This is a genomic window from Ferrovibrio sp. (assembly GCF_019636075.1).
GTDB lineage: Bacteria > Pseudomonadota > Alphaproteobacteria > Ferrovibrionales > Ferrovibrionaceae > Ferrovibrio.
This window is the reverse complement of the sequence record NZ_JAHBYG010000011.1, coordinates 51,055-75,164: the sequence shown is the minus strand read 5'-3', so window position 1 is coordinate 75,164 and position 24,110 is coordinate 51,055. Positions and strand designations below refer to the sequence as shown.

The window sequence follows — 24,110 nt, the reverse complement described above, 5'->3', positions numbered from 1 at the left end:
ATGGCAGCGGATACCGGCTTTATTCCCGTTCGGCCGCAACCGCCGGTAAAGCGCGGCAGCCTGATCAGCGTGATCCGCACGGTGCGCGACAATGTGATCGCCGCCTGGGGGCATGAAGCCTATGAGCGCGCCCATATCCAATACCGCATGCTGCTGCGTCGCATTCTGCTGGCCAATGACCCGGCGATCATCCGCCATGTGATGCTGGATAACTGGGGCAATTATCCACGCGATCCGTTGGGTCAGCGGATTCTGGAGCCGGGCCTGGGCAATGGCCTGCTCACCAGCTCAGGCGCCGATTGGAAACGCCAGCGCCGCATGCTGGCGCCGATCTTTTCCCCACGTCGGGTGCAGGCTTTCGGCCCGCTGATGGTGGAATGCGCCGCAGCCCTGGGCAATCGCCTGCATAATGGTGCGCCGGTGGATATGGCCGATGCCATGATGCATGCCACTTTGGATATCATCGCCCGCAGCATGTTCGGCGCCGATGCCGATACCGATGTCTCGGCGGTTGGGGCGGCGATGGATGCCTATCAGGTGACCGTGCGCCCCGGTGTGGCCGATTTGATCGGCCTGCCGGAATGGTTTCCGCGTCCCGGCGCCGCCAAGGGCCGTGCCGCGCTGGCGGCCATGGATGCCATTATCAACGATTTGATCGGCCGCCGCCGCAAGGCTATCGCGAATGGCCGGCCGGCCGGCGACGACATGCTGGGCCTGTTGCTGGCGGCGCGCGACGAGGAGGGCGATGGCAAAGGCCTGAACGATGCCGAAATCCGCGACCAGATGGCCACGTTCTTCCTCGCCGGGCATGAAACCACGGCCACGGCGCTGGCCTGGTGCTGGTACCTGCTGGCGCATGACACGGCGGTGGAAAGCCGTTTGCACGCCGAGATCGATGCCGTATTGCCAGGGCGAGACCCGGTTTGGGGCGATATGGAAAAACTGCCCTACACGCGCATGGTGATCGAGGAGGCGATGCGGCTCTATCCGCCGGCCCACAGCACCTCGCGCGTGGCGTTGGCCGATGATCGTATCGGCGATCTGACCATCAAGGCAGGTACGGCGGTGATCATTTCACCCTGGCTGATGCATCGCCACAAACTCTATTGGAAAAACCCGGAGCGTTTCGACCCGGAGAATTTTTCGCCTACGGCCAGTGCCGCACGGCCGCGTTTTGTCTATCTGCCGTTTGGCGCCGGGCCGCGCATCTGTATCGGCATGGGTTTTGCCATGGCGGAAGCGGTGCTGATCCTGGCCACGCTTGCCAGGCGTTTCCGCTTCCGCATGGCGCAAGGTGCGGTGGTAACGCCGATAGCGAAGATCACTTTACGTCCGCAGCCGGGCTTGCCGATGGTGGCGCAAAGCCGTTAGCCTCGTCTCAGGAGGCAAGAGCATGAGTGACAGCGATATCGGTTTCATGACCGCTGCGGAACTGGCCGGTGCCTATCGGCGCGGCGCCGTTTCGCCGGTGGAAGTGGTGCGTATGTTGCTGGTGCGCATCGGCCGGCTCAATCCGCGCCTCAATGCCTATAATCTGGTGGATGAAGCTGCGGCGCTGGAGCAGGCGCGTGCCTCGGAGGCGCGCTGGCGGGCGGGCAATCCGCTCAGCCCGTTGGATGGGGTGCCGGCCTCAATCAAGGATATCATCCTCACCAAGGGCTGGCCCACCTTGCGTGGTTCGCTCACCGTGAATCCCGATCAAGCCTGGAACGAAGATGCCCCGGCCGTGGCGCGGTTGCGCGAGGCCGGTTGCGTGTTGCTGGGCAAGACCACCACGCCGGAATTCGGCTGGAAGGGCGTGACCGACTCCCCGCTCACCGGCATCACCCGCAATCCCTGGAATACCGACACCACGCCAGGCGGTTCTTCGGGCGGCGCTTCGGCTCAGGTGGCGGCCGGTCTGGGGCCGCTGGCGGTGGGCACCGATGGCGGCGGCTCGATCCGCATCCCGGCGGCTTTTGCCGGTATCACCGGGCTGAAGCCCAGCTTCGGCCGGGTGCCGGCGCATCCGCTCAGTCCGTTCGGTACTGTGGCGCATCTCGGGCCGATGACCCGCGATGTGCGCGATGCGGCGCTGATGCTGCGCGAACTGGCGCGGCCCGATCCGCGCGATTGGTTCGGGCTGCCCTGGCAGGATGTGGATTACACCGCCGATCTGGAGGCCGGCATTGCGGGCTGGCGCATTGCCTATAGTCCGCGCCTGGGCTTTGCCAAGGTGGATGCGGCAGTGGCGGCCGATGTGCGCAGGGCCGTGCAGGTGCTGGCCGATCTGGGTGCCATCGTGGAGGAAGTGGATCCGCCGATTGACAGCGATTGCACCGAGATGTTTCACACCCATTGGTTTGCAGGCGCCTATAACGCATTGCTTAATCTGCCCGAGGCGGAGTTCGCCAGACTTGATCCCGGTCTGCTGAAAACCTACCGGATGGGCAAGGCGATTTCGCTGGCCGATTACATGCGGGCTGCGAATGCGCGCGGCAGGCTTGGTGCCGCGATGCGCGATTTCCATCAGCGCTATACGTTGCTTGTCACGCCCAGCCTGGCGGTGCCGGCATTCGAGGCCGGCCGTCTGGCGCCGGCGGATATGGGCGATGCCTACTGGACCGCCTGGACACCCTTCACCTATCCCTTCAATCTCACGCAACAGCCTGCGCTTTCCGTGCCCTGCGGTTTTACCGCCGATGGCCTGCCGATCGGCCTGCAGATCGTTGGGCCGATGCATCGCGACGATCTGGTGCTGCGCGCGGGCGCGGCCTATCAATCCGCCAGCGATTGGCATCGCCGCCGGCCGGAGATCGCGGCATGAGCAGCGAATTGCTGAGTGTTGCCGAAATGGCGGCGGCTGACCGGGCCGCCATCGCCTCCGGTATTGCCGGCGAAATATTGATGGAGCATGCCGGCGCAGCCGTGGCCGATGCCGTGCGGCTTAATTATCCCCATGGCAGGGTGCTGGTGCTGTGCGGCCCGGGCAACAATGGCGGCGATGGCTTTGTGGCGGCACGGATCCTGAAAGCCGCCGGCTGGCCGGTGCGCCTGGTGCTGCTGGGCGAACGTTCAGCACTGAAAGGCGATGCGGCATTGATGGCATCGCGCTGGGATGGCCCGGTGCTGCTGCCTGGAGAGGCGGATTTTTCCGCCGCCGATGTGATCGTGGATGCCCTGTTCGGCGCGGGCTTAAGCAAACCCATCGAAGGCAAGGCGGCAGACCTGGTGCAGGCCGCCAATACCAGCGGCAAGCCTATCGTGGCGGTAGATTTGCCCAGCGGCGTAGGCGGCGATGATGGTTTGCCGCGCGGCGTGGCGATCAGGGCCGACCGTAGCGTCACGTTCTTTCGCTTGAAGCCTGGCCATCTGTTGCTGCCTGGCAGGCTGCTCTGCGGCCCCGTGGCTTTGGCGGATATTGGCATTCCACCCGCCGTGCTGGGCGATGTTGCGCCCCGGCAATGGCGCAACGATCCTGAAAACTGGCAGGGTCTGCTTCCTCGGCCCAAGCTGGATGGCCATAAATATGCCCGGGGCCATGTGTTGGTGCGGGCTGGTGCGCAATTGGGTGCAGCCAGGCTGGCCGGCCGCGCGGCGCTGCGGATCGGTGCCGGGCTTTGCACACTGGCCGTGCCGCATGCAGCCTTGTCGCAAGCCATCACGCCCGATGCGCTGATGCGTACGGAGGCTGAGGGCCTGAGCGGCTGGGTGGCGGCGATGCGCGATGCGCGCCGCAACGTGTTTTTGCTTGGCCCCGGCAGTGGGGTGAGCGAGCTTACCCGGCAATGTGTGCTGGCCGCCCTGCGCCAACGCCGCGCCGTGGTGTTGGATGCCGATGCGCTGAGTGCTTTCGAGGGGATGGGCCCGGCGCTGTTTGCCGAAATCCGCAGTCCTTGCGTGCTCACGCCCCATGACGGCGAATTCGCCCGATTGTTTCCTGATCTCGGCAGGCTGCCCGACAAACTGGCGCGTTGTCGGGCCGCGGCCGAACGTTCCAATGCCGTGATCGTGCTGAAAGGCCCGGATACGGTTATCGCCGCGCCGCCGGAAAATGGCATGGCGGGGCGTGCCGCGATCAACGATAACGCCCCGCCCGATCTGGCCACGGCCGGGTCTGGCGATGTGTTGGCTGGTATCTGCGCTGGTTTGCTGGCTCAGGGTATGCCGGCTTTCGATGCGGCCTGTGCGGCGGTGTGGATGCATGGCGCGGCAGGGCAGGAGGTTGGGCCCGGCCTGATCGCCGACGATCTGCCCGAGGCCTTGCGGCCAGTTTTACAGCGCCTGCGGCGTTAAGGTCTTGCAGCGCCTGCGGCGTTAAGGTGCGGCGGCGTTAGGCTTCGCCGATAATCTCCCGCGCCTTGGCCAGCGCGCGCACCAGGTTTTTCTGCACGGCATCCGGGCCCAGCTTGTCGATCAACCCCATTGCATTCAGCGTGCGCAGCGAAGGCTGATTCACCCGGGTGAGCAGCACGCGGGTGCCGCGCGCCTGATTCTTTTCGATGAAGCTTTGCAAGGCTTCCACACCGCTGGCATCGATGAAGGGCACATTACCCATGCGCAGGATGAACACTTTCGGCGGCGCTTCGATGGCATCCAGGATATCGGCCAGCTTGGTGGCGATGCCGAAGAAGAACGGGCCTTCGATCTCGAATACTTCCACGCCTTTGGGAATATCCAGGCCGGCAAAAGCCGAGGCGCCGGCCTCGGTTTCGGCGCGTTCGGCCAGGCTGCGGCTGGATACCGACGTAACCTCGCTGGCATAGACCATGCGGCGCATGAAGATCAGCGCCGCCAGCACGATGCCCACCTCGATGGCCACGGTGATATCCACCAGCACGGTGAGCAGGAACGTGACGACCAGCACCAGCCGGTCGCCCTCGGGCGCGCGGGCGAGGTGGCGGATGCGCTCGATCTCGCTCATGTTCCAGGCCACCACCATCAGCACGCCGGCCAAGGCCGCCAGCGGAATCAGGCCGGCCAGCGGCGCCAAAAGCCACATGAAGCCGAGCAGGAATACCGCATGCAGCATGCCCGAAACCGGGCCATGGGCGCCGGCCTTGATGTTGGTGGCGGTGCGGGCCAGCGCGCCGGTGGCGGGCAGCCCGCCGAACAGCGCCGAGGCGATATTCGCTATGCCCTGGCCGACCAGTTCGATATTCGAACGATGCCGCCGTCCGGTCATGGCATCGGCGATCACGCAGGAAAGCAGGCTTTCGATGCCGGCCAGCAGCGCGATGGTGATGGCGCTGGGCAGCACATCGATGGCGCGCTGCAGGGTAAAGCTGGGCCAAACCGGCATCGGTAGCGTGCTGGGGATGCCGCCGAAACGGCTTTCGATGGTTTCCACCGGCAGGTCGAACAGCTTGGCCAGCAGGGTGGCGGCGGCCACGGCGATCAGCATGCCGGGCCAGTTGGGCCGCCATTTGCGCAAGCCGACGATGATCACCAGGGTGAGCAGGGCGAGCGCGAAGGCAGCCGGTTTCCAGCTTGGCGCGGCCTGGATATAGGCCCACCATTTCGGCAGGAAATCCGCCGGCATCTCGGTCATGTCGAGGCCGAAGAAATCCTTGATCTGGGTGGAGAAGATCACCAATGCGATGCCGGCGGTGAAGCCGGTTACCACCGGATGCGGGATGAACTTGATCAGCGTGCCCAGTCGCAGCAGGCCCGCCAGGATCAGGATCGCACCGGCCATCAGGGTGGCCAGCACCAAGCCATCGAAGCCATGCTTCTGGATCACGCCGAACACCACCACCACGAAGGCTGCGGTGGGGCCGCCGATCTGGTGCCGGCTGCCGCCCAGGGCGGAAATGATGAAGCCGGCCACCACGGCTGTGAACAGCCCCTTATCGGGCGTGGTGCCGCTGGCAATCGCAATCGCCATGGCCAGCGGCAGTGCCACGATGGCCACGGTGATGCCCGCGAAAAGATCGTTGCGGAAATGCGGAAAGCGATAGCCTTCGCGCAGAACGGTGATGAGTTTGGGTACCAGCATTTTCAGGCGCCAGTTAAAAGTGGATGTTGCGGTAATTTAATACCGCATTCGGTAAAAAGCCATCCTCCCGGGCGGATTTCGGCTGGCTCTCCTGCGGCTCATTATCGCAGGCGGCTTTTTCGTCAGGAAGTTGGTAACTCTTATAAGATAGGGAGGAAGCGGGGTGAATTTAACCATTGGGCAACTTCATCCAGGGCAGAGTGTCAGCATGATCAGGGTTTTCATCGGATATAGCCGTTCCGCGCCGGTCGCATCCGCCGTGGCGGCGCATAGCATCGTTGCCCGCTCCAGCCAGCCGGTTTCGGTCAATTTCATTGCGCTGAGCCAGCTTGAGGGTATTTATACCCGCCCGCGCCACGAGTTGCAGAGCACCGATTTCAGCTTCTCGCGCTTTCTCACGCCCTATCTGGCCGGTTACCAGGATTGGGCGATCTTCATGGACGACGACATGCTGGTGCTGGACGACATCGCCAAGCTATGGGCGCTGCGCGATCCGGCCTATGCCGTCCAGGTCGTGAAACACACCCATGTGCCCAAGGAAGAAGAGAAATTCCTCGGCAAGGTGCAGACCAAGTATGAGAAGAAAAACTGGTCCAGCGTGATGCTGTTCAACTGCGCCCGCTGCACCGCGCTCACTCCCGATTACGTGAATTCCGCCACCGGCCTGGAACTGCACCAGTTCAAATGGCTGGGCGATGACGGCTTGATTGGGGAAATTCCCCATCGCTGGAACCACTTGGCCGATTACGACCCGCATTCCGACGATGTTTCCATTGTGCATTACACCGTAGGGGGGCCGTTTTACGACGATTTCAAGGATTGCAGCTATTCGGCGGAGTGGTTCGCCGAGCGTCAGCGACTGCTGCATTGCGACCAGCGCACCAAGAAATAAGCCTTGTTCCTCAAGCCTTAAGCGGGTTTCCGGAAATCCCGGCAAAACCCTATCCTGGCGCTCGGTCGCATGTTATAGACTGCGCCCTCGTGCCGGCCAGCCGGCGCGCCTCCAGGCCATGTCCGGGCTGCGCCATTATATGGCTGGTCAGCGGCAGGGCGGGATCGGCGCGATAGCGGCAGGCCGGGCCTTGGAATGCGGGCGTGGTGGAATTGGTAGACACGCGGGATTTAGGTTCCCGTGCCGCAAGGCGTGTGGGTTCAAATCCCTCCGCCCGCACCAATTTCGCGCCGCCGGGATCGCTTCCGCGGCTTAGAGAGCAATTCTGGAATAACTGGGTGTGAAGGTAAGGTCATGCAGATTACCGAAACCGGCTCCGCCGGCCTGAAGCGCGAATTCAAAGTGGTGATCAATGCCACCGCGCTGGAATCCACGGTGAGCGAGAAGCTGGAAGGCCTGCGTCAGCGTGTGAACATGCCGGGCTTCCGCCCGGGCAAGGCGCCCACCGCGCTGCTGAAGAAGCAATATGGCCAGGCCCTGCTGGGCGAGGCGATGGAAGAGACCGTCAATGCCGCCCTGCAAAAGGCCATTGAGGAAAATTCTCTTAAGCCGGCGATGCAGCCGAAGGTCGAGTTGCTGTCCTCCTTCGAGGAAGGCAAGGATCTGGAATGCTCGATCACCATCGAGGTGCTGCCCGAGATCGTTCCCGGCGACTTCAAGGCGATCAAGCTGGAGCGCCTGGTTGTCGAAGTGAGCGACGCCGAGGTGGATGAGTTCGTCAACCGCATCTCCGAGCAGCAGAAGACCTATGCCGCCGTGGATCGCGCCGCCGAAAACGGCGACCAGGTGATCCTGGACTTTTCCGGCAGCGTGGATGGCGTGAAGTTCGATGGCGGCACCGCGGAGGGCTATGCCCTGGTGCTCGGTTCCAACAGCTTCATCCCCGGTTTCGAGGATCAGCTGGTCGGCATCAAGGCTGGCGAAAGCCGCGATGTGAATGTCACCTTCCCGGCCGAATACGGCAATTCCGATCTGGCCGGCAAGGCCGCGGTGTTTGCCTGCACGGTGAAGGAAGTGAAGGCCGGCGAGAAGGCAGTGATCGACGACGAATTCGCCAAGCGGTTCGGCCTCGCCTCGCTGCAGGAACTGCGCGACAACGTGAAGCGCGACCTGGGTCAGGAATACAAGGGCCTGTCGCGCCTGCATGTGAAGCGCGGCCTGCTGGATGCCCTGGCCGACAGCCATGATTTCCAGGTGCCGGAAGGCATGGTGGATCTGGAATTCGAGACCATCTGGAAGGAAGTGAGCGCGGATCCGGCCCGTCTGGAAGCCGAGCTTGCCGAAGAGAAGAAATCCGAGGACGAACTGAAGGCGGAGTATCGCAAGATTGCCGAGCGCCGTATTCGCCTCGGCCTGCTGCTCTCCGAGGTCGGCCGGGTGAACAACATCGAGGTGAAGCCCGATGAGGTTACCCAGGCGATGATCCAGCAGGCTCGTCGTTTCCCGGGCCAGGAGCGCCAGGTGATGGAATATTTCCAGAAGAATCCGGAAGCCGCGGCCTCGCTGCGCGCCCCGATCTTCGAGGACAAGGTGGTGGATTTCATCCTGGAAATCGCCACTGTCACCGAAAAGCCGGTGAGCAAGGAAGAACTTGCCAAAGCCGCCGAAGAGGCGGGCGCCTAAGCAGTATAAGGCGGGGCGGGCGGTTGCCTAAGGCCGCCCGCCGCCCCACTATCTCCTTCCCAGACGAATCACGCCAGCCGGAGCGACAGAGTCCCATGGAGAAGATGGCCGATACTTACATGAATACGCTGGTACCGATGGTCATCGAGCAGACCAATCGGGGCGAGCGTGCCTACGATATCTACTCCCGGCTGCTGAAGGAACGCATCATCTTCCTGGTCGGCCCGGTGCATGATGGCGTTGCCTCGCTGATTACTGCCCAATTGCTGTTCCTCGAAGCCGAGAATCCCAACAAGGAAATCTCCTTCTACATCAACAGCCCCGGCGGCCTGGTCACCTCCGGCCTGGCGATCTACGACACCATGAAATATATCCGCCCCAAGGTGATGACCATGTGCATCGGCCAGGCGGCATCCATGGGGTCGCTGCTGCTGGCCGCCGGCGAAAAGACCATGCGCTATTCGCTGCCGAATTCCCGCATCATGATCCACCAGCCGTCGGGCGGCTATCAGGGCCAGGCGGCGGATATCGAAATCCATGCCCGCGAAATCCTTGCCCTGCGCGGCCGGCTGAACGCCATCTATGCCGAGCATACCGGCCAGAGCGTGGAAGCGATCGAAGCGGCAATGGAACGAGACAATTTCATGACCCCGGAGCAGGCCAAGGAATTCGGCCTGATTGACGAAGTTGTGACCAACCGTGGCGGGCTTGAGGAGCCGAAGAAGCCCTGAGGCTTCGCGGCCCCGCTTCCGGCGGGTTTGGATTGTTTTGCCTGGATTGCTTTGCCCGGATTGCTTTGTATGCGGGCTACCATAAATAGCTAACCAGAAACACCTGAACCAGAAGCCGGGCTCGGCGGCCCGCCGGGGATGGCCATCCCAGGGAAATTCTTCCCATGGATCGGCTCTCCCGGGCTGCCGCCAGCGTTAAGGTTTGCCCGGGCCCCCCGACCCTGTGGGGGCGTTGTGCGATCCGTCCGGCTTCCGTATTATGTCGAGTCTATGAAGCACCCGGTTTCAGACTGCCGGTTGCTGGACGGAGTGGGCATGACCAAGCTGAGCGGCGGCGATTCTAAGAATACCCTCTACTGTTCGTTTTGCGGCAAGAGCCAGCACGAGGTGCGCAAGCTCATTGCCGGCCCCACGGTTTTCATCTGCGACGAATGCGTTGAACTCTGCATGGATATCATCCGTGAAGAGCATAAATCTGCGTTGGTGAAGACCCGCGACGGCGTTCCTACGCCGCAGGAAATCTGCAAGGTTCTTGATGATTATGTGATCGGCCAGCCGCATGCCAAGAAGGTATTGTCGGTGGCGGTGCATAATCATTACAAGCGCATCGGCCAGGGTGCCAAGGGCAACGAGGTAGAACTCGCCAAGTCCAACATCCTGTTGGTTGGCCCCACCGGTTGCGGCAAGACCCTGCTGGCTCAGACGCTGGCCCGTATCCTGGAAGTGCCGTTCACCATGGCGGATGCCACCACGCTTACCGAAGCCGGCTATGTCGGCGAGGATGTGGAGAACATCATCTTGAAGTTGCTGCAGGCGGCGGATTATAACGTCGAACGTGCGCAGCGCGGCATCGTCTATATCGACGAGGTCGACAAGATCAGCCGCAAATCCGATAACCCCTCGATCACCCGCGACGTGTCGGGCGAGGGCGTGCAGCAGGCCTTGCTGAAGATCATGGAAGGCACCGTGGCTTCCGTGCCGCCTCAGGGCGGCCGTAAGCATCCGCAGCAGGAATTCCTGCAGGTGGATACCACCAACATCCTGTTCATCTGCGGCGGCGCCTTTGCCGGCCTGGAGAAGATCATTTCCGCTCGTGGCAAGGGCACCTCGATCGGCTTCGGCGCGGAAGTGCGCGGACCAGATGAGCGCCGCGCCGGTGATATCCTGGCAGAGGTCGAACCCGACGATCTGTTGAAATTCGGCCTGATCCCTGAATTCATCGGCCGTCTGCCGGTTCTGGCAACCTTGCACGATCTCGACGAGCCGGCGTTGATGGACATCCTGTCCAAGCCGAAGAACGCCCTGGTGAAGCAGTATCAGCGGCTCTTCGACATGGAAGATGTGCGCCTCACCTTTACCGACGAAGCCGTTGCCGCCATCGCGCGGCGTGCCATCGCGCGCCGCACCGGCGCTCGCGGCCTGCGCTCGATCATGGAGAATATCCTGCTCGAGACCATGTACGATTTGCCGAACATGGAAGGCGTCGAGGAAGTGGTGATCTCGCCCGAAGTGGTTGAAGGCCGCGCCAAGCCCTTGCTGGTGCATGCCGATCGCAAGCGCGAGGAACTGGGCGCCTGAACGGCGCCTGGTTCAAGCCTTTTCAATGCCATAGCGCGGGCTGCAGGGCGCAGTCTGGGTCCGCTGCACTATCATGTGGCCTGCTCGCATCAAGCGAGTTCGTGGGGCGGTTTCCGGCCCGCCAACCGCTCGCACGAGTCGGGAATCGCGTGGCTTTCCCTTTACGGAAGCTTTGGCCGAAATCCAGCAAAGTTTGAGCCGAGGGTGGCTTGACGGAACCCTGCCTGCCACCCATCTTATTCTTCAACGGTTGCCTGCGGGATTGTCCCGTCGGCCCAGTCTAGCGAAGTTTAAAGCATGCCCACGTCTCCCCGCGCCCAGTTTTATCCGGTCCTTCCGCTCCGCGATATCGTGGTGTTTCCGCACATGATCGTGCCGCTTTTCGTCGGCCGCGAGAAATCGGTGCGGGCCCTCGAAGACGTGATGAAGGAAGATAAGCAAATTCTGCTGGTGGCCCAGAAGAATGCCGGTCAGGACAATCCCGAGCCCGGCGATATTCATGGTGTGGGCACTATTGCTTCCGTGCTGCAATTGCTGCGCCTGCCCGATGGCACTGTGAAGGTGCTGGTGGAAGGTGGCCAGCGCGCCCGTATCGTGAAGTTCACCGAGAATGCCGATTTCTTCCAGGTGCAGGCCGAACCCTTGGGCGATGAAGGCGGCGAACAGCGCGAAGTGGAAGCGCTGGGCCGTTCGGTGATCAATCAGTTCGAGCAATATGTGAAGCTGAATCGCAAGATTCCGCCGGAGGTGCTGGTTTCGCTGAACCAGATCGAAGACCCCTCCAAACTGGCCGATACGGTGGCCTCGCATCTCACCGTGAAAATCGCCGAGAAGCAGGAATTGCTTGAACTCACCAGCGTGATCGAGCGCCTTGAGCGCGTTTATGCGCTGATGGAAGGCGAGATCGGTGTGCTGCAGGTGGAGAAGAAGATCCGCTCGCGCGTCAAACGCCAGATGGAGAAGACCCAGCGCGAGTATTACCTCAACGAACAGCTCAAGGCGATCCAGAAGGAATTGGGCGAGGGCGAGGAAGGCCGCGACGAGCTGGCCGAACTCGAACAGCGTATCAAGAAGACCCGGCTGACCAAGGAGGCGCGCGAAAAGGCGCAGGCCGAATTGAAGAAGCTGCGTTCGATGAGCCCGATGTCGGCCGAAGCCACGGTGATCCGCAATTATCTCGACTGGATGCTGACCATCCCGTGGCAGAAGCGCAGCAAGTTGCGCAAGGACATCAAGAATGCCGAGACCGTGCTCAACGACGACCATTACGGTCTCGACAAGGTGAAGGAGCGCATACTCGAGTATCTGGCTGTGCAGCAACGCTCGGCCAAGCTGAAGGGCCCGATCCTCTGCTTGGTCGGTCCTCCGGGCGTGGGCAAAACCTCGCTCGGCAAGTCGATCGCGCGGGCCACGCAGCGCAATTTCGTGCGCATGTCGTTGGGCGGCGTGCGCGACGAGGCGGAGATTCGCGGCCATCGCCGCACCTATATCGGCTCGATGCCCGGCAAGATCGTGCAGTCGATGAAGAAGGCGAAAAGTACCAATCCGCTCTTCCTGCTCGATGAGATCGACAAGATGGGCCAGGATTTCCGTGGCGATCCGTCTTCGGCGTTGCTGGAAGTGCTCGACCCCGAGCAGAACAGCACCTTTAACGACCATTATCTTGAAGTGGATTACGACCTTTCCGACGTGATGTTCATTTGCACGGCCAACAGCCTGCGCATGCCGCAGCCGTTGCTTGATCGCATGGAGATCATCCGCATCCCCGGCTATACCGAGGATGAGAAGGTGGAAATCTGCAAGCGCCACCTGATCGAGAAGCAGGTGAAGGCGGCTGGCCTGAAGAAGGGCGAATGGTCGATCATCGATGAAGCCTTGCGCGACCTGGTGCGCTATTACACCCGCGAAGCCGGTGTGCGTAGCCTGGAGCGCGAGATCGCCAACCTGACCCGCAAGGCGGTGAAGGAAATCCTGTCAAAGGATATCAAGGCGGTGAATGTCACCTCCGAGAACCTCAATGACTATGCCGGCGTGCGGAAGTTCCGCTATGGCGAGGCCGAGCTTGAGGATCTGGTGGGCACTGTCACCGGCCTGGCCTGGACCGAGGTGGGCGGTGAATTGCTGACCATCGAAGCGGTGATGCTGCCCGGCAAGGGCCGCATGACCATCACCGGCAAACTCGGCGAGGTGATGCAGGAATCCGTGCAGGCGGCGCGCTCTTACGTGCGGTCTCGCGCGGTGGCCTTCGGCGTGAAGCCGCCGATCTTCGATCGCCGCGATATCCACGTGCACGTGCCCGAGGGCGCCACGCCCAAGGACGGCCCCTCGGCCGGCGTGGCGATGGTCACCTCCATCGTGTCCGTGCTTACCGGCATTCCGGTGCGCAAGGATGTGGCGATGACCGGCGAGGTTACGCTGCGCGGTCGCGTGCTGCCGATCGGCGGCTTGAAGGAGAAGCTGCTTGCCGCCCATCGCGGTGGCATCAAGAAGGTGCTGATCCCGAAGGAGAATGAGAAGGACCTGGTCGATATCCCCGAGAATGTGAAGAAGGGGTTGGAGATCGTGGCGGTCAGCACTTGCGAAGAAGTGCTGCGTCATGCATTGGTCCGTCCTCTCGAGCCGATCGAGTGGGCGGATGATGAGGATTTGAGCAAGCCGCCGGTGGTGGAGCCGGAGGCAGACACCGAACAGACCGGCGTCATCAAGCATTGATGCGCGATGACGGCAGCCATAAGGGTGGGTAGTCGTGAATAAACAAGATCTCATGGCGCAATTGCGCGAAACCACTGGTCTCCCCAAGGAGCAGGCCGAGCGCGCGGTGGAAACCGTGTTCGACCTCATCACCCAGGCTTTGAAGCGGGGTGAGGAGGTGCGCATCGTCGGCTTCGGCAGCTTCTTCGTTGGCACCCGGCGGGCCAGTCCCGGTCGCAACCCGCGCACCGGCGAGCGTATCGATCTGCCGCCGACCAAGCAGGCCAAGTTCCGTGCCGGCAAGACGCTGAAGGAAGCGGTGAGCTGAGCCGACTTGGCTTGGCTGTTCAGCCCCTGAAGTGCAGGCCCACGAAATAGCGGTCGACGGTTTCGCCATCGTCGGCCAAGGGCAAGGCAAGTCGCCACCAATGCAGCGGCTTGTCCACGTATAGCTCGTTCCATTCACGGAAGACGGGTTCCCGGGCCTGCAGCACATCTCTGTGCTTCTGCAGGGCCTGTTCGGCCATCTGTGCGGGTTGGTAGTCGGTCAGCCGCTTGCCGGTCATCTCGCGGCCCAGGCGTTCGGCCGAGGCGGTGGCAAACACGGCATAGCGGCCATCATCGCCTTCAACGGCAACCAGGTGAAGCCGGCCCATCCAGGGGCGCAATTCCAGCAGGTCGAAATCGGCGCGCGCCGGCATCCGCCGGCCCTGCCGCTTGCTCTGCCAGAGCGCGTACAGGGCGGCTAAATCACCGGGCAATTGGGTGGGATCGAAACCGGGCATAGCGGCTAATTTGCCCTGTTTTTCATGCAACGAACAGCCGAAATATAGGTGTAAATCTGCCCAGCGAATCTGGCTGGGGAATAGCCTTGAGCGCATTCGGCTGCTATATAGCGTGCGCGGGCGGTTAGCTCAGTGGTAGAGCGCCTCGTTTACACCGAGGATGCCGGGAGTTCGACCCTCTCACCGCCCACCATACCCTCCTATGCATTTGCATATTTTTTGTAGCACCGGACGAGCCTTATACGTGGCTGTCGGCTTGTCTGCATTTTGCGCCGCCGATAAAGTGGCGCTGATTTTAATCGGGAGGGGTTCTCATGACGGGGCAAGTGCTTTCTCTGTTGCAAATGGCCAAGGCGCCGAACCATCCCAGCCGCTATGCCGATGCTGCATTGGTGATCATCGATGCGCAGCGCGAATATTCCGAAGGTGGCCTGCCGCTGCCCAATGTTGCCACCGCCACAGCCGAGATTGCCAAGCTGCTGACCATCGCACGGGCCCAGGGCGTGCCGGTTTTTCATGTGGTGCATCATGCGCCGGCGGGCAGAGGCCTATTCGATGAGAGTGGCCCGATGGCCGAGATTTTGCCGCAGCTCAAGCCCATGGATGGCGAAGCGGTGGTGATCAAGCGTTTGCCGAATTCTTTCGCCGGCACCGATCTGGCCGACAAGATCAAGGCCTCCGGTCGACGCGAGATCGTGATCTGCGGGTTCATGACCCATATGTGTGTCAGCGCCACGGCGCGGGCCGCCCTCGATCTGGGCTTCCGCAACACCGTGGTGGCGGCTGCCACGGGCACCCGCGCGCTGCCCGATCCATTGGGCGGCGAACCGCTCTCGGCCGAAGCGGTCGGCCGGGCCGCGCTGGTGGAACTGGCCGACCGGTTCAGTATCGTGATCCGCGACGCCGCTGCCTGGCAGGCAGGGCAAGGCTGATCTCGGCAATAAGCGGGAACGCAATCGAGGAGTTAGGGATCAATCCAGCTCGAAGGCGTTTTTGTAATCCAGTTTCAGAGCTGGATCCTGCTCTTCCTTGTAGAGCAGGCAATTGCCGACGGCGAGTAGTTCTATCTCGCTGCCCATGAAGCAGCGAAAAGCATCCTCCGGACTATGCACAATTGGTTCACCACGCACGTTGAAGCTGGTGTTCACCACGACCGGACAGCTGGTTAATTCCTGGAAACGCTTGATCAACGCGTGATAACGCGGATTGGTTTCCTCATGTACGGTCTGGATGCGTGCCGAATAATCAACATGGGTGATGGCTGGCAACGTAGAGCGCGGCACATTCAACTTGTCGATACCGAACAATGCCTGTTCATCCGCCGACATTGTACGCCGATGCTGCTCCTTCACATCGGCAACCAGGAGCATATACGGGCTGTCGCCGTCCAGATCGAACCACTCAGCGACATGTTCGCGCAATATAGATGGCGCGAAGGGGCGGAAGCTTTCGCGGTATTTCACCTTGAGGTTCAAGGTTTTTTGCATGCTTGGGGAGCGTGCATCGCCAAGGATGGAGCGACCGCCCAGCGCGCGGGGACCGAATTCCATGCGGCCTTGCATCCAGCCGAGCGCTTTTTCATCAGCCAGGCCTTTTGCGGCAGCATCAATGAGAGCGTCATCGCTCAGAACATGAAAACGTGCGCCGGCGGCTTTTAGGCGGCTTTCTATCTCGCTCTGCGAGAAAGCTGGGCCAAGATAGCTGCCTTTCATCGCATCGCGACCGGGCGTTATCCGGCGCGGTTGCTCGAGATTGAGGTGATAGGCTCCAAGCGCGGCGCCAAGTGCGCCGCCTGCATCGCCGGCCGCAGGTTGTATCCAGATATTCTTGAATGAGCCATCGCGCAGCAACTTTCCGTTAGCCACGCAGTTGAGCGCCACGCCGCCCGCCAAGCATAGATTATGGATGCCGTATTCTTGCGCAAGGCTACGGCCAAGCATAAGTACGACTTCTTCCAGAACCTGCTGAACGGAGGCTGCGAGATCCATCTGTTTTTGCGTGAGGCGTTCTTCCGGTTTGCGTGCCGGTCCGTCGAACAAAGCATCGAATTTTGCATTCGTCATACGCAAGCCGGTGCAATAATCGAAATAATCCATGTTCAAGCGGAAGCTGCCATCCGGTTTGATGTCCATTAGATGGCGCTTGATCAGATCGGCATAAATCGGCTGGCCATAAGGCGCTAGCCCCATCAGTTTGTATTCACCCGAATTGACTTTGAAACCGGTATAATAGGTGAAGGCGGAGTAAAGCAGCCCCAGTGAATGCGGAAAGTGTATTTCACGCTCGATCTGCAGGGTATTGCCGCGCCCGATTGCCACCGAAGTGGTGGCCCACTCACCCACGCCATCCATGGTCAGCACCAAGGCTTCCTCGAAGGGCGAGGGAAAGAAGGCTGAAGCGGCATGGCTGAGGTGGTGCTCGGAGAATAATAATTTTCCTTGCCAGTCGAAATCCGGTGCCCACTTGGCGAATTCTTTGCGCAGCAAGTCTTTCTGGAACAGTTTTTCCTGCAGCCAGATCGGCATGGCGATACGAAACGAAGAAAAACCGCGCGGGACGAAAGCCAAATATGTTTCCAGCAAGCGCTCGAATTTCAGGAAAGGCTTGTCGTAAAACACGACGCGGTCGATGTCGTTGAGCGTCAGCCCGGCTTCAGCCAAACAATAGTCGATGGCGTGCTTGGGAAAATTGCTGTCATGCTTTTTGCGCGTGAAGCGCTCTTCCTGCGCTGCCGCCACGATATTGCCACCCACAACCAATGCGGCAGCGCTATCATGATAAAAAGCGGAAAGACCGAGAACGCGCATGCTATTCAGAACAGCGTGTAGATGAAGGGGGCTACTGCCGAACCTTTGGTAAGCACCAGCAATGCGCCGAATAACACAGCCATGATCAGAATCGGCAGCAACCAGAATTTCTTGCGCACTCGCATGAATTCCCAGAGTTCGATAAGGAAGGCCATCGCTATCCGCCTCGTATCAAAATTGCTTTTTATAGCTTTCGCCGGTTGGACCAGCCGGCTCGCGTTTTACCCAGTAACTCGCAGCAGTCGGATTGAAATCCAGCGCTAGCGGGCGTTTGCCCAACACGCGCATCAGCAGGCCGATCGGCAACATGGCGATGAAGAATAGCAGGCCCATGATCAGCGGATTGGTAACCTTATGCAGCATTAGCCCGAATTGGAACCACAGCCAGTTCAGCGGGCGCAGCAGGCGCGGTGCCACGAAGGCCAGCAGCAGGAATGCCGCCGCAATGCCCAATAGCCAATAGCCCCAGTTTCTGGCATGCCAAACTTGCCAGCCACCGATCAGGCCGAAGGCAATTCCCATGACGAGCCCGAAGCTCTTTTCGGAGCCGACTTTCACGTCATCCGGTCGATCGAATGTCTCGTGGCTGTTGCTCATTTCCGAGGGCTTGAAGGTAAAGGGTTGAAGCCATGCGTTTACACGACTTTTGGCGGTAGTAGCATTAAATACCAAAGCCAGCAATATCGTTAGCTTCGGCCGTCCAGGAACTGCTTCAGGCCGTCGCGCCAATCGGGCATGAGATCGAGACCTATCCTGGCTAAACCGGCATTTTCCAGGGCGGAATAGGCGGGGCGGGGCACTTTGGCGGGGAATTCACCTGGGGCGGCTACTTGCAGGTCGGTCTTGATGCCAGCCAGATCGAAGATGGAAGCGGCAAAGGCGTGCCACGAGCATCGCCCGCGCGCGGCCATATGGTACAGCCCGTAATGCTCGGTCTGGCAGAGAGCGACGCTCTGACCGGCGATGGCTGCCGTGGGGGTAGGGCTTACGATTTCATCGTCAACAACCCGCAGGAAAGGCCGCTCCCGGCCCAGCGCCAACATGGTGGTGACGAAGTTGCGTCCCCCCTTGGCTCGGCAGGGGGCATGGCCGTAGATCGCGCCCACTCGCAACACGAAATGCCGGGGTGCAAGGCTGCGGACAAAATATTCCCCAGCCAGCTTGCTGTTGCCATAGGCATTCAGCGGCCGCGGCGCATCTGTTTCGGCGTAAGGCGCCTGCTTGGCGCCGTCGAAAACATAATCCGTGCTGTAATGGGCCAGTACGGCATCCAGATCCGCCGCAGCCAGGGCAAGATGCCGCACGCCCAGTGCATTCACGCGGAAGGCCGCCACCGGGTCGGCCTCGCAGGCCTCTACGTTGTGCATCGCCGCTGTGTTGAGAATGATATCGGGTCGGGTTTCGCTCAGCACCCGGCGCACGGCCTCGGCATCGCCGATATCCATGCGCTCATGGTTGAGCGGCACGATATCATGACCCCGCTTGCCGAATTCGGAGACCAGATCGCTACCGAGCTGGCCATTGGCACCGATGATGGCGATGCGTTTAGGGGGCATGGTGGAGTCAGCTCCGTGTCCGGCTATCGATCAGTCCTGCCGTGCCGCTGGCTTCCAGCTTGGTGAAGACCTTGATGTTGTAATAGGCATCGTTCTCGAAATTGCGGAAGCGGTCCAGATTGGCTGCTAGTTCGCCCACGATCGCCTTAGCGTCGGAGCGCGGATGGAAGCCCAGCACTTCGTTGGCGCGGCGGCAATTCACCTTGTAGTTCCGCAAATCCTGCACATTGCGGATTTCCAGCCTGGGCTCGGTGCCGTGGAATTCGCGCACACCATCGCGCACCAGATCGGCCAATTCACCCAGCGTGTAATTGCCCGAGGCGATATTGAAGATGCCTGAAATCTCTTCATTCGCCTCGACGGCGCGTATATAGGCCGAGGCTGCATCCTGCACCGCCAGTACAGGGCGCCAGATCGACGGATTTGTCACTGTGATCGTGCCGTTCTGCACAGCATGGCTGAACATAGTGTTGATCACTAAATCCAGCCGCATGCGGGGGCTATAGCCGCACACGGTGCCTTGGCGCAGAACGATGGCGGAGAAGGATTCGTCTTGCAGGCTTAGACATCCATGTTCGCCAAGCAATTTAGAGATACCATAGGGGTAATGGCATATAGTGGGGGCCTGCTCGTCGTAGAATTCATCAACGGCATAGCCGTAGACCGAACAAGAACCGCCATAGATGAAGCGCCGCACGCCGGCTTGTTTGGCTGTATAGGCTAGATAAGCGGGCGCCGCCGCATTGCCGATAAAGTTGTTGGCGGTGGAATAATTGGCCATCGGGTCGTTCGAAAGCCCGGCCAGGAAGATCACGCAATCATAGCCCTTCATATCGTCCTGGGTCGCCGACATCACATCCTTTTGCAGCACATGCGTGCCTTTGGGAAGGTTGTTGCCGAACCATAGCAGGTCCAGCACATCCACCTGATAGCCGCGCGCCTGCAATTTGGGCACCAAAACCGAACCGATATAGCCGGCTCCTCCGGCAATCAAAATGCGCATGCGATCCTCCCGTCCGGCAATCGGCCGTTAGTATGTGAAATGCATCGATTCCGGACGTTCCAGCCATTGCTCAAGGCTTTGTGCCACGCGGTCCTTGTCGGAAAGCAGCGGCTCAGCCACTGGCCATGGCACGCCGATCTTGGGGTCGTTCCACAGCACTCCGCTCTCGCCTTTATTGCTATATGTGCCGGTGCAGAGATACTGAATTTCGGCGTAATCACTCAACACGGCAAATCCGCGAGCGAAACCCGCAGGCGCCCACAGCATGCTGCGGTCGCGGCTGGATGTGGTGAGGCTGACGTAGCGGCCCAATGTAGGGGATCCCTTGCGGATATCCACTGCCACCAGGAAAGCTTCGCCGGCGCTAACCCGCATCAGCTTGCCCATCGGCGGCTCCCATTGAAAATGCAAGCCGCGCACCGTGTTGCGTACCGAGCCCGAATGATTGAACTGCACGAAATTGGCAGGCAAGCCGAGTGCGGAATATTGGTCCTGGCGGTAAACCTCGGTGAAGAAGCCGCGGCTATCCTCGAACACTTCCGGCTTCACGATGTAAACATCGCGGATGTCGGTTCTTTCGTATGCTACCTGCATGACCACGCCGTTGCATCCATTGTTGGAGTTTTGAGTATTTTGATACACGGAATGCGAGATTGAGGCAATTCTTCCTACCTGGTTTTGGGGCCCATGCTACCCGTATAGGGCTGTGGTAAAAGTCATGGCAGAGGCCGTATTTGCAGCAGGTTGGGATGCTCGGCTAAGTGGGCGGTAAGGCGTTCTGCGGCTTTACGGTGGCCGCTGGGGCGCCAATGCCCATCCGACTGCCAGAAATCAGTAGGTTCAATGATATCCAGTAGGTCTAGCCAGGGGATGCCGGCCCGGTCCAGCGCCCCGATCAGAGCATCACGTGCTCGGGTGTTTCGTTCGCTACCACCTCGCACGCAATCGTCGAATTCGCACTTGGTTGGCACTGTCATTACCAGCAAGCTGATGCCGGCGACATTCAGCCGGTGATTTATCTCTGCCATGGTTGCGCCAACCGTGGCAATGGCCTGATGCGCTACCGCTTCTCCTTTGGCGCCGAAACGCTCGGGATGGTATATCTGGTCTTGGTCTGAACGGAGATCGAGCAACGCTTGCTCAAGGCGCGGATCGGCTTGTTGTGCCATAGCATCGGCGCGAGTGTACAACTCAGTATATGCGATATCGAGGCGCTGAAAAAAGATCGAATGATTGTAAAGCCAAGCTAGCGGCCTCCACCCGAACAAGCTGGATACCATAGGCAACCGAAATTGCTCCTGCTTTGCATAGGGCAGCGGATAGCCACCCAGATGCAATCTGCCATCGCTGCTTAGGTAAGCATAGGGTTTAAAATACCCGTAGCGCACCCAGTGCACGGTATCTACGAAATCGTTTCCCAGACAGAATGCAATCACCGCCAGTTTTGGCTTTCGACGAATCACTTCATCGGTTTGCAGCAGGTAATGTACTGGGCCATAGCCGGAAACACCCAGATTCCAAACTGAGAAGCCGGTTTTTGCGAGAAATTTATCGCTGAACCGATCGTCTTCATCGACGCCGATTCCCCAAGTAAAGGAATCTCCAAGAATGACGATGTCGGGCTGTGCGCTTATAGCCGTTTGCCTGTAACCGTTTGCGTTGATCGTGACATGGTTCGAAAACTCCTCGCGCTTCATTACACCGTGTGCGCCAGGCCGGCCAGACCAACCTAGTACGGGATCGAATTGATAGAAATAATATTGATTGCTGGTCGCTTGGATTGGATGATTCGCCTGTTGCGATGTGAAGCGAAAGTAACCTTCAATAACCAAGCCGCCGATCAGAAGCGAGGCCAGCAACAAAGCCAGATTTCCGGTCAGACGCTTGATGTTCACACCAGCTTCTCCAGTCCGGCTGCCTTGGCGAAGCTTTGTGCCATTTCACCGATCAGGTCGCGGCCGTAGTCACGCCCCAAAGCGATGAGCGTGGTATCCTGGCCAAAAGCCATGCGTCGAAGAAGTGCTAGGGCCAGCGTGGCAATTACTGGCGTGGGGCGCAAAGCCGCGCCCATGCGCCGTGCCAGATTTAAAGTCATGTCGCCTTTGATACCGAAGATCGACATGCCATCCCAGAGCGGTAACGGCTGGTTCATGCTCGCGGCATCGAAGCGCTGCGTAGCTGCGCCTTGCATGGCGGCTTTGTCCAGGGCAGCGCGGGTGAGCAGCAATTTTTCCCAATTCGGGAGGGTTGTGGCTAGAGTGGCGTTTTGCATTTCCAAACCCTGGCTGGAATCAGCCAGAATTTCCAATAGAGCGACGATCCAGCGCGTATCTATATACTGGCAAATTTGTTCCAGATGGCTTTCGAGCGCAGTGCGATAGGCGGACATATATTGTGTTTCGCCGTCCTGAAGCGCAAACATCAGGTGTCTCAGTTGCACGAAAGGACAGGTGGCTTTTAGACCATCGCCCTCGCCACGCCGGGCGCGGTAGAAGGCGCGGGCGCATTCATGCCAGTCGTGATGATGCGGGTCGTGGCATATCTTTGAGATGCTCACCATCAGCTATCCTCGGCGGCTATGCGCAATTCCGCCTTGAAATCACGCCCGTAACGCCCCCCTATGGCATTGAGGGTGCCTTGCGGATTATCTAGCGCCCGCTCAAGCAGTATCTCGAAAATCGCGGCCAAGTGTGGGGCGGGACGTAGAGCGCGGCGCAGGCGTTTCACGAAGGCGCGCGGCATGTCGCCGGGTATACCTAGGATGGTCATGCCATCCCAGAGGGATAGAGGTGTGCGGAAAGGCGTGAGGTCGACGGGTCCGAGATAGTCGCCGTCCAGTCTTTGCAGGTCAATATGCCGTCTGGTCAGGCCCAGTTTTTCCCAGTTGAATAAACCTGAGGCCAGTATCGCAGCACTGCGTTCGACTTCGCTTCCGCCATCTGCATAACTATCCAGAATAGATATCAGCCAGCGCGATGAGAGATTGAGGCGCAAGAAATCCAGATGCTGCCGTACCAATGCATCGAAAGCGGCGAAATCGTCTCCATGGCCGCGGCGTAGGCGGATTATATGCAGCTTGGTCCGTTCCAGTAAGCAGGAGCGCTCGTTCACATCGGCTAGGGTGGGCAGTGCCTCCCTAGTATGCTCCATCGCATCCAGACAATCAGATAGGGTTCTGTGCTCTGGGTGGTCGCAATACAATTTTGCGATTTTGTCGACTCTGCCTGTCTCTTCGACATGGAAGCGCAGAGTGGTAACGCCCCAGCCCCTGTCCATGGCAGCATCCTGCATTGGCGCAACCCGCCAGCAACGCGCCCGGTTTGTTGTGGGCAAGCGGATGGTGTGTATAGCCGGACGAGCCGGCACTTCAAGGATTCCTGCCTCGCGTATATCGCGCTGAAAGTCATCATTACTGGTTTGCAGGGCTATGCGATGTACGCAATCGGTGTTGTCCAGGCGACCACTCCATTGTCGCAAAGTTACCGTGCGGATTACCGTTGGTTCCTCGAAGCGCTGACCGATCCAAGGGGTTGGGTCGCCAGCAGTGGAATGCCAATGAGACAGCACAGAGCCATCGAAGGCCGCTGCAACGCCCGCACCCTCAGTGGCGCTACTGGCAATGGTTTCCGGCTTGGCTTCCGTTGTTTCGTTGCTGTCGCCGTATTCAAGTTGGCGATACATTTCAATTACATCGCTGATCGGGCCAGCGGCGATAACTTGGCCGCGATCAAGCAGCAAGCCCTTATTGCAGGTTTTGAGCAGTAGATCATCGGAATGCGAAGCGATCACCAGGATACTGGCATCGTCCACGAAACTTTCCGCGCGACGGCGCGCTTTCTGCAAGAAAAATGCGTCTCCTGCGCCGATGCCTTCGTCCAGCAGCAGGATATCGGGACGCCTGGATGTAGCGACGCCGAAAGCCAACCGGATCTTCATGCCCGAGGAATAGGTGCGGACCGGCAGTTGCAGGTAATCTTCCAGTTCGGTGAAGGCGGCGATCTCATCATGCAGAGATGGGATGACGTCGCGCGGCACGCCGCGCATCATCAGGGCGTAGTCGATAGTTTCGTGGCCACTGAGTTCTTCGTCTATGCCGAGGCCAAGGCCTAAAATTGCGGAAACCTCGCCTTCAATCTTCAATTCGCCTCGGCTGGGATGGTAAATCCCGGCTAGCACACGCAGCAGGGTTGACTTGCCGGCACCATTGCGGCCGACCAACCCCACGCGATCGCCCTCACGAATATCGAAATCAATCCCACTCAGCGCCCGTACATTGACGATGCCGCGCGCATCCTGGGCCAAGATGCCGCCGCTGCCATAGTGCATGAGTTTGAGGCGCAGGGATTGGCCTCGTTGGGTTACCACCGGGTAGATCACTTCGATATCGCGTGCGGTGATGCGCGCCAT

21 protein-coding genes and 2 tRNA genes are annotated in these 24,110 nt (G+C 60.1%); 12 read left to right on the top strand and 11 right to left on the bottom strand.

Features of this window, described 5'->3' with window-relative positions:
- Genes KF827_RS07120 through KF827_RS07110 form a run of 3 tightly spaced genes read left to right on the top strand, consistent with a single transcriptional unit; the run spans position 1 to position 4,275 of the window.
- Positions 1–1,371 (top strand): cytochrome P450, encoded by a 1,371-nt coding sequence (locus tag KF827_RS07120; RefSeq protein ID WP_291002554.1) that lies wholly within the window; start codon positions 1–3, stop codon positions 1,369–1,371.
- 22 nt (positions 1,372–1,393) lie between these two features.
- The gene (locus KF827_RS07115; RefSeq protein ID WP_291002551.1) at positions 1,394–2,806 is read left to right on the top strand and encodes an amidase; all 1,413 of its coding nucleotides are present in this window, start codon (positions 1,394–1,396) and stop codon (positions 2,804–2,806) included.
- Complete coding sequence (locus tag KF827_RS07110) at positions 2,803–4,275, top strand: NAD(P)H-hydrate dehydratase (RefSeq protein ID WP_291002548.1); 1,473 nt, start codon at positions 2,803–2,805, stop codon at positions 4,273–4,275. The genes KF827_RS07115 and KF827_RS07110 overlap by 4 nt, the downstream gene beginning before the upstream one ends.
- Before the next feature lie 37 nt (positions 4,276–4,312).
- Here KF827_RS07110 and KF827_RS07105 read toward each other — a convergent pair whose 3' ends face one another.
- Positions 4,313–5,977, bottom strand: coding sequence for a sulfate permease (locus KF827_RS07105; protein ID WP_291002545.1), 1,665 nt, complete (start codon positions 5,975–5,977; stop codon positions 4,313–4,315).
- A gap of 208 nt (positions 5,978–6,185) precedes the next feature.
- Here KF827_RS07105 and KF827_RS07100 point away from each other — a divergent pair, with 208 nt between their 5' ends.
- The 7 genes from KF827_RS07100 to KF827_RS07070 all read left to right on the top strand — a co-directional run bounded on the left by KF827_RS07100 (position 6,186) and on the right by KF827_RS07070 (position 13,880).
- Positions 6,186–6,869: a glycosyltransferase gene (locus KF827_RS07100; RefSeq protein WP_291002543.1), complete on the top strand. Its 684-nt coding sequence runs from the start codon at positions 6,186–6,188 to the stop codon at positions 6,867–6,869.
- 197 nt (positions 6,870–7,066) lie between these two features.
- Positions 7,067–7,151, top strand: a tRNA-Leu gene (locus tag KF827_RS07095).
- A gap of 72 nt (positions 7,152–7,223) precedes the next feature.
- Positions 7,224–8,552, top strand: a complete 1,329-nt coding sequence (tig, locus tag KF827_RS07090) for a trigger factor (RefSeq protein ID WP_291002540.1) — start codon at positions 7,224–7,226, stop codon at positions 8,550–8,552.
- A 104-nt stretch (positions 8,553–8,656) separates the two neighbouring features.
- On the top strand, positions 8,657–9,283 hold the full coding sequence (gene clpP / locus KF827_RS07085) for an ATP-dependent Clp endopeptidase proteolytic subunit ClpP (RefSeq protein WP_367273124.1): 627 nt from the start codon (positions 8,657–8,659) through the stop codon (positions 9,281–9,283).
- Between the two features lie 315 nt (positions 9,284–9,598).
- On the top strand, positions 9,599–10,861 hold the full coding sequence (gene clpX / locus KF827_RS07080) for an ATP-dependent Clp protease ATP-binding subunit ClpX (protein WP_291002534.1): 1,263 nt from the start codon (positions 9,599–9,601) through the stop codon (positions 10,859–10,861).
- 297 nt (positions 10,862–11,158) lie between these two features.
- On the top strand, positions 11,159–13,573 hold the full coding sequence (gene lon, locus KF827_RS07075) for an endopeptidase La (RefSeq protein ID WP_291002531.1): 2,415 nt from the start codon (positions 11,159–11,161) through the stop codon (positions 13,571–13,573).
- 34 nt (positions 13,574–13,607) lie between these two features.
- Positions 13,608–13,880, top strand: coding sequence for an HU family DNA-binding protein (locus KF827_RS07070; protein WP_291002528.1), 273 nt, complete (start codon positions 13,608–13,610; stop codon positions 13,878–13,880).
- A 19-nt stretch (positions 13,881–13,899) separates the two neighbouring features.
- On the opposite strand, the gene KF827_RS07065 is transcribed toward KF827_RS07070, so the two are convergent.
- The gene (locus tag KF827_RS07065) at positions 13,900–14,337 is read right to left on the bottom strand and encodes a PAS domain-containing protein (protein WP_291002525.1); all 438 of its coding nucleotides are present in this window, start codon (positions 14,335–14,337) and stop codon (positions 13,900–13,902) included.
- A 118-nt stretch (positions 14,338–14,455) separates the two neighbouring features.
- On the opposite strand from KF827_RS07065, the gene KF827_RS07060 reads away from it, so the two are divergent.
- Together KF827_RS07060 and KF827_RS07055 are read left to right on the top strand one after the other, a co-directional pair.
- Positions 14,456–14,530 (top strand) — tRNA-Val (locus tag KF827_RS07060).
- Positions 14,531–14,651: 121 nt separating this feature from the next.
- A complete protein-coding gene (locus KF827_RS07055; RefSeq protein WP_291002522.1) occupies positions 14,652–15,269 on the top strand; it encodes a cysteine hydrolase family protein in 618 nt (205 codons plus the stop codon).
- 39 nt (positions 15,270–15,308) lie between these two features.
- On the opposite strand, the gene KF827_RS07050 is transcribed toward KF827_RS07055, so the two are convergent.
- The 9 genes from KF827_RS07050 to KF827_RS07010 form a co-directional block, all read right to left on the bottom strand.
- Positions 15,309–17,144, bottom strand: a complete 1,836-nt coding sequence (locus tag KF827_RS07050; RefSeq protein ID WP_291002519.1) for a carbamoyltransferase — start codon at positions 17,142–17,144, stop codon at positions 15,309–15,311.
- A gap of 5 nt (positions 17,145–17,149) precedes the next feature.
- Complete coding sequence (locus KF827_RS07045; RefSeq protein WP_291002516.1) at positions 17,150–17,299, bottom strand: DUF5989 family protein; 150 nt, start codon at positions 17,297–17,299, stop codon at positions 17,150–17,152.
- Between the two features lie 16 nt (positions 17,300–17,315).
- Positions 17,316–17,825 (bottom strand): SxtJ family membrane protein, encoded by a 510-nt coding sequence (locus KF827_RS07040; RefSeq protein ID WP_291002512.1) that lies wholly within the window; start codon positions 17,823–17,825, stop codon positions 17,316–17,318.
- Between the two features lie 5 nt (positions 17,826–17,830).
- Positions 17,831–18,700 (bottom strand): dTDP-4-dehydrorhamnose reductase, encoded by an 870-nt coding sequence (gene rfbD, locus KF827_RS07035; RefSeq protein ID WP_291002509.1) that lies wholly within the window; start codon positions 18,698–18,700, stop codon positions 17,831–17,833.
- 7 nt (positions 18,701–18,707) lie between these two features.
- A complete protein-coding gene (locus tag KF827_RS07030) occupies positions 18,708–19,703 on the bottom strand; it encodes an SDR family oxidoreductase (RefSeq protein ID WP_291002506.1) in 996 nt (331 codons plus the stop codon).
- A 27-nt stretch (positions 19,704–19,730) separates the two neighbouring features.
- On the bottom strand, positions 19,731–20,297 hold the full coding sequence (rfbC, locus tag KF827_RS07025; RefSeq protein ID WP_291002503.1) for a dTDP-4-dehydrorhamnose 3,5-epimerase: 567 nt from the start codon (positions 20,295–20,297) through the stop codon (positions 19,731–19,733).
- A 122-nt stretch (positions 20,298–20,419) separates the two neighbouring features.
- A complete protein-coding gene (locus KF827_RS07020; RefSeq protein ID WP_291002500.1) occupies positions 20,420–21,598 on the bottom strand; it encodes an SGNH/GDSL hydrolase family protein in 1,179 nt (392 codons plus the stop codon).
- A complete protein-coding gene (locus tag KF827_RS07015; protein WP_291002498.1) occupies positions 21,595–22,263 on the bottom strand; it encodes a hypothetical protein in 669 nt (222 codons plus the stop codon). Before KF827_RS07015 ends, KF827_RS07020 begins: the two co-directional genes overlap by 4 nt.
- On the bottom strand, positions 22,263–24,110 hold the full coding sequence (locus tag KF827_RS07010) for an ATP-binding cassette domain-containing protein (RefSeq protein WP_291002495.1): 1,848 nt from the start codon (positions 24,108–24,110) through the stop codon (positions 22,263–22,265). Before KF827_RS07010 ends, KF827_RS07015 begins: the two co-directional genes overlap by 1 nt.

Bases quoted from the DNA above. Each gene is read 5' to 3' on its own strand.
- KF827_RS07065 (WP_291002525.1), bottom strand. From the start codon at position 14,337: ATGCCCGGTTTCGATCCCACCCAATTGCCCGGTGATTTAGCCGCCCTG.
- KF827_RS07110 (WP_291002548.1), top strand. From the start codon at position 2,803: ATGAGCAGCGAATTGCTGAGTGTTGCCGAAATGGCGGCGGCTGACCGG.
- KF827_RS07015 (WP_291002498.1), bottom strand. From the start codon at position 22,263: ATGGTGAGCATCTCAAAGATATGCCACGACCCGCATCATCACGACTGG.
- lon (WP_291002531.1), top strand. From the start codon at position 11,159: ATGCCCACGTCTCCCCGCGCCCAGTTTTATCCGGTCCTTCCGCTCCGC.
- tig (WP_291002540.1), top strand. From the start codon at position 7,224: ATGCAGATTACCGAAACCGGCTCCGCCGGCCTGAAGCGCGAATTCAAA.
- KF827_RS07030 (WP_291002506.1), bottom strand. From the start codon at position 19,703: ATGCGCATTTTGATTGCCGGAGGAGCCGGCTATATCGGTTCGGTTTTG.
- KF827_RS07050 (WP_291002519.1), bottom strand. From the start codon at position 17,144: ATGCGCGTTCTCGGTCTTTCCGCTTTTTATCATGATAGCGCTGCCGCA.
- KF827_RS07115 (WP_291002551.1), top strand. From the start codon at position 1,394: ATGAGTGACAGCGATATCGGTTTCATGACCGCTGCGGAACTGGCCGGT.
- KF827_RS07010 (WP_291002495.1), bottom strand. From the start codon at position 24,110: ATGGCGCGCATCACCGCACGCGATATCGAAGTGATCTACCCGGTGGTA.
- KF827_RS07055 (WP_291002522.1), top strand. From the start codon at position 14,652: ATGACGGGGCAAGTGCTTTCTCTGTTGCAAATGGCCAAGGCGCCGAAC.
- KF827_RS07120 (WP_291002554.1), top strand. From the start codon at position 1: ATGGCAGCGGATACCGGCTTTATTCCCGTTCGGCCGCAACCGCCGGTA.
- KF827_RS07105 (WP_291002545.1), bottom strand. From the start codon at position 5,977: ATGCTGGTACCCAAACTCATCACCGTTCTGCGCGAAGGCTATCGCTTT.
- clpP (WP_367273124.1), top strand. From the start codon at position 8,657: ATGGCCGATACTTACATGAATACGCTGGTACCGATGGTCATCGAGCAG.
- rfbD (WP_291002509.1), bottom strand. From the start codon at position 18,700: ATGCCCCCTAAACGCATCGCCATCATCGGTGCCAATGGCCAGCTCGGT.
- rfbC (WP_291002503.1), bottom strand. From the start codon at position 20,297: ATGCAGGTAGCATACGAAAGAACCGACATCCGCGATGTTTACATCGTG.
- KF827_RS07045 (WP_291002516.1), bottom strand. From the start codon at position 17,299: ATGGCCTTCCTTATCGAACTCTGGGAATTCATGCGAGTGCGCAAGAAA.
- KF827_RS07100 (WP_291002543.1), top strand. From the start codon at position 6,186: ATGATCAGGGTTTTCATCGGATATAGCCGTTCCGCGCCGGTCGCATCC.
- clpX (WP_291002534.1), top strand. From the start codon at position 9,599: ATGACCAAGCTGAGCGGCGGCGATTCTAAGAATACCCTCTACTGTTCG.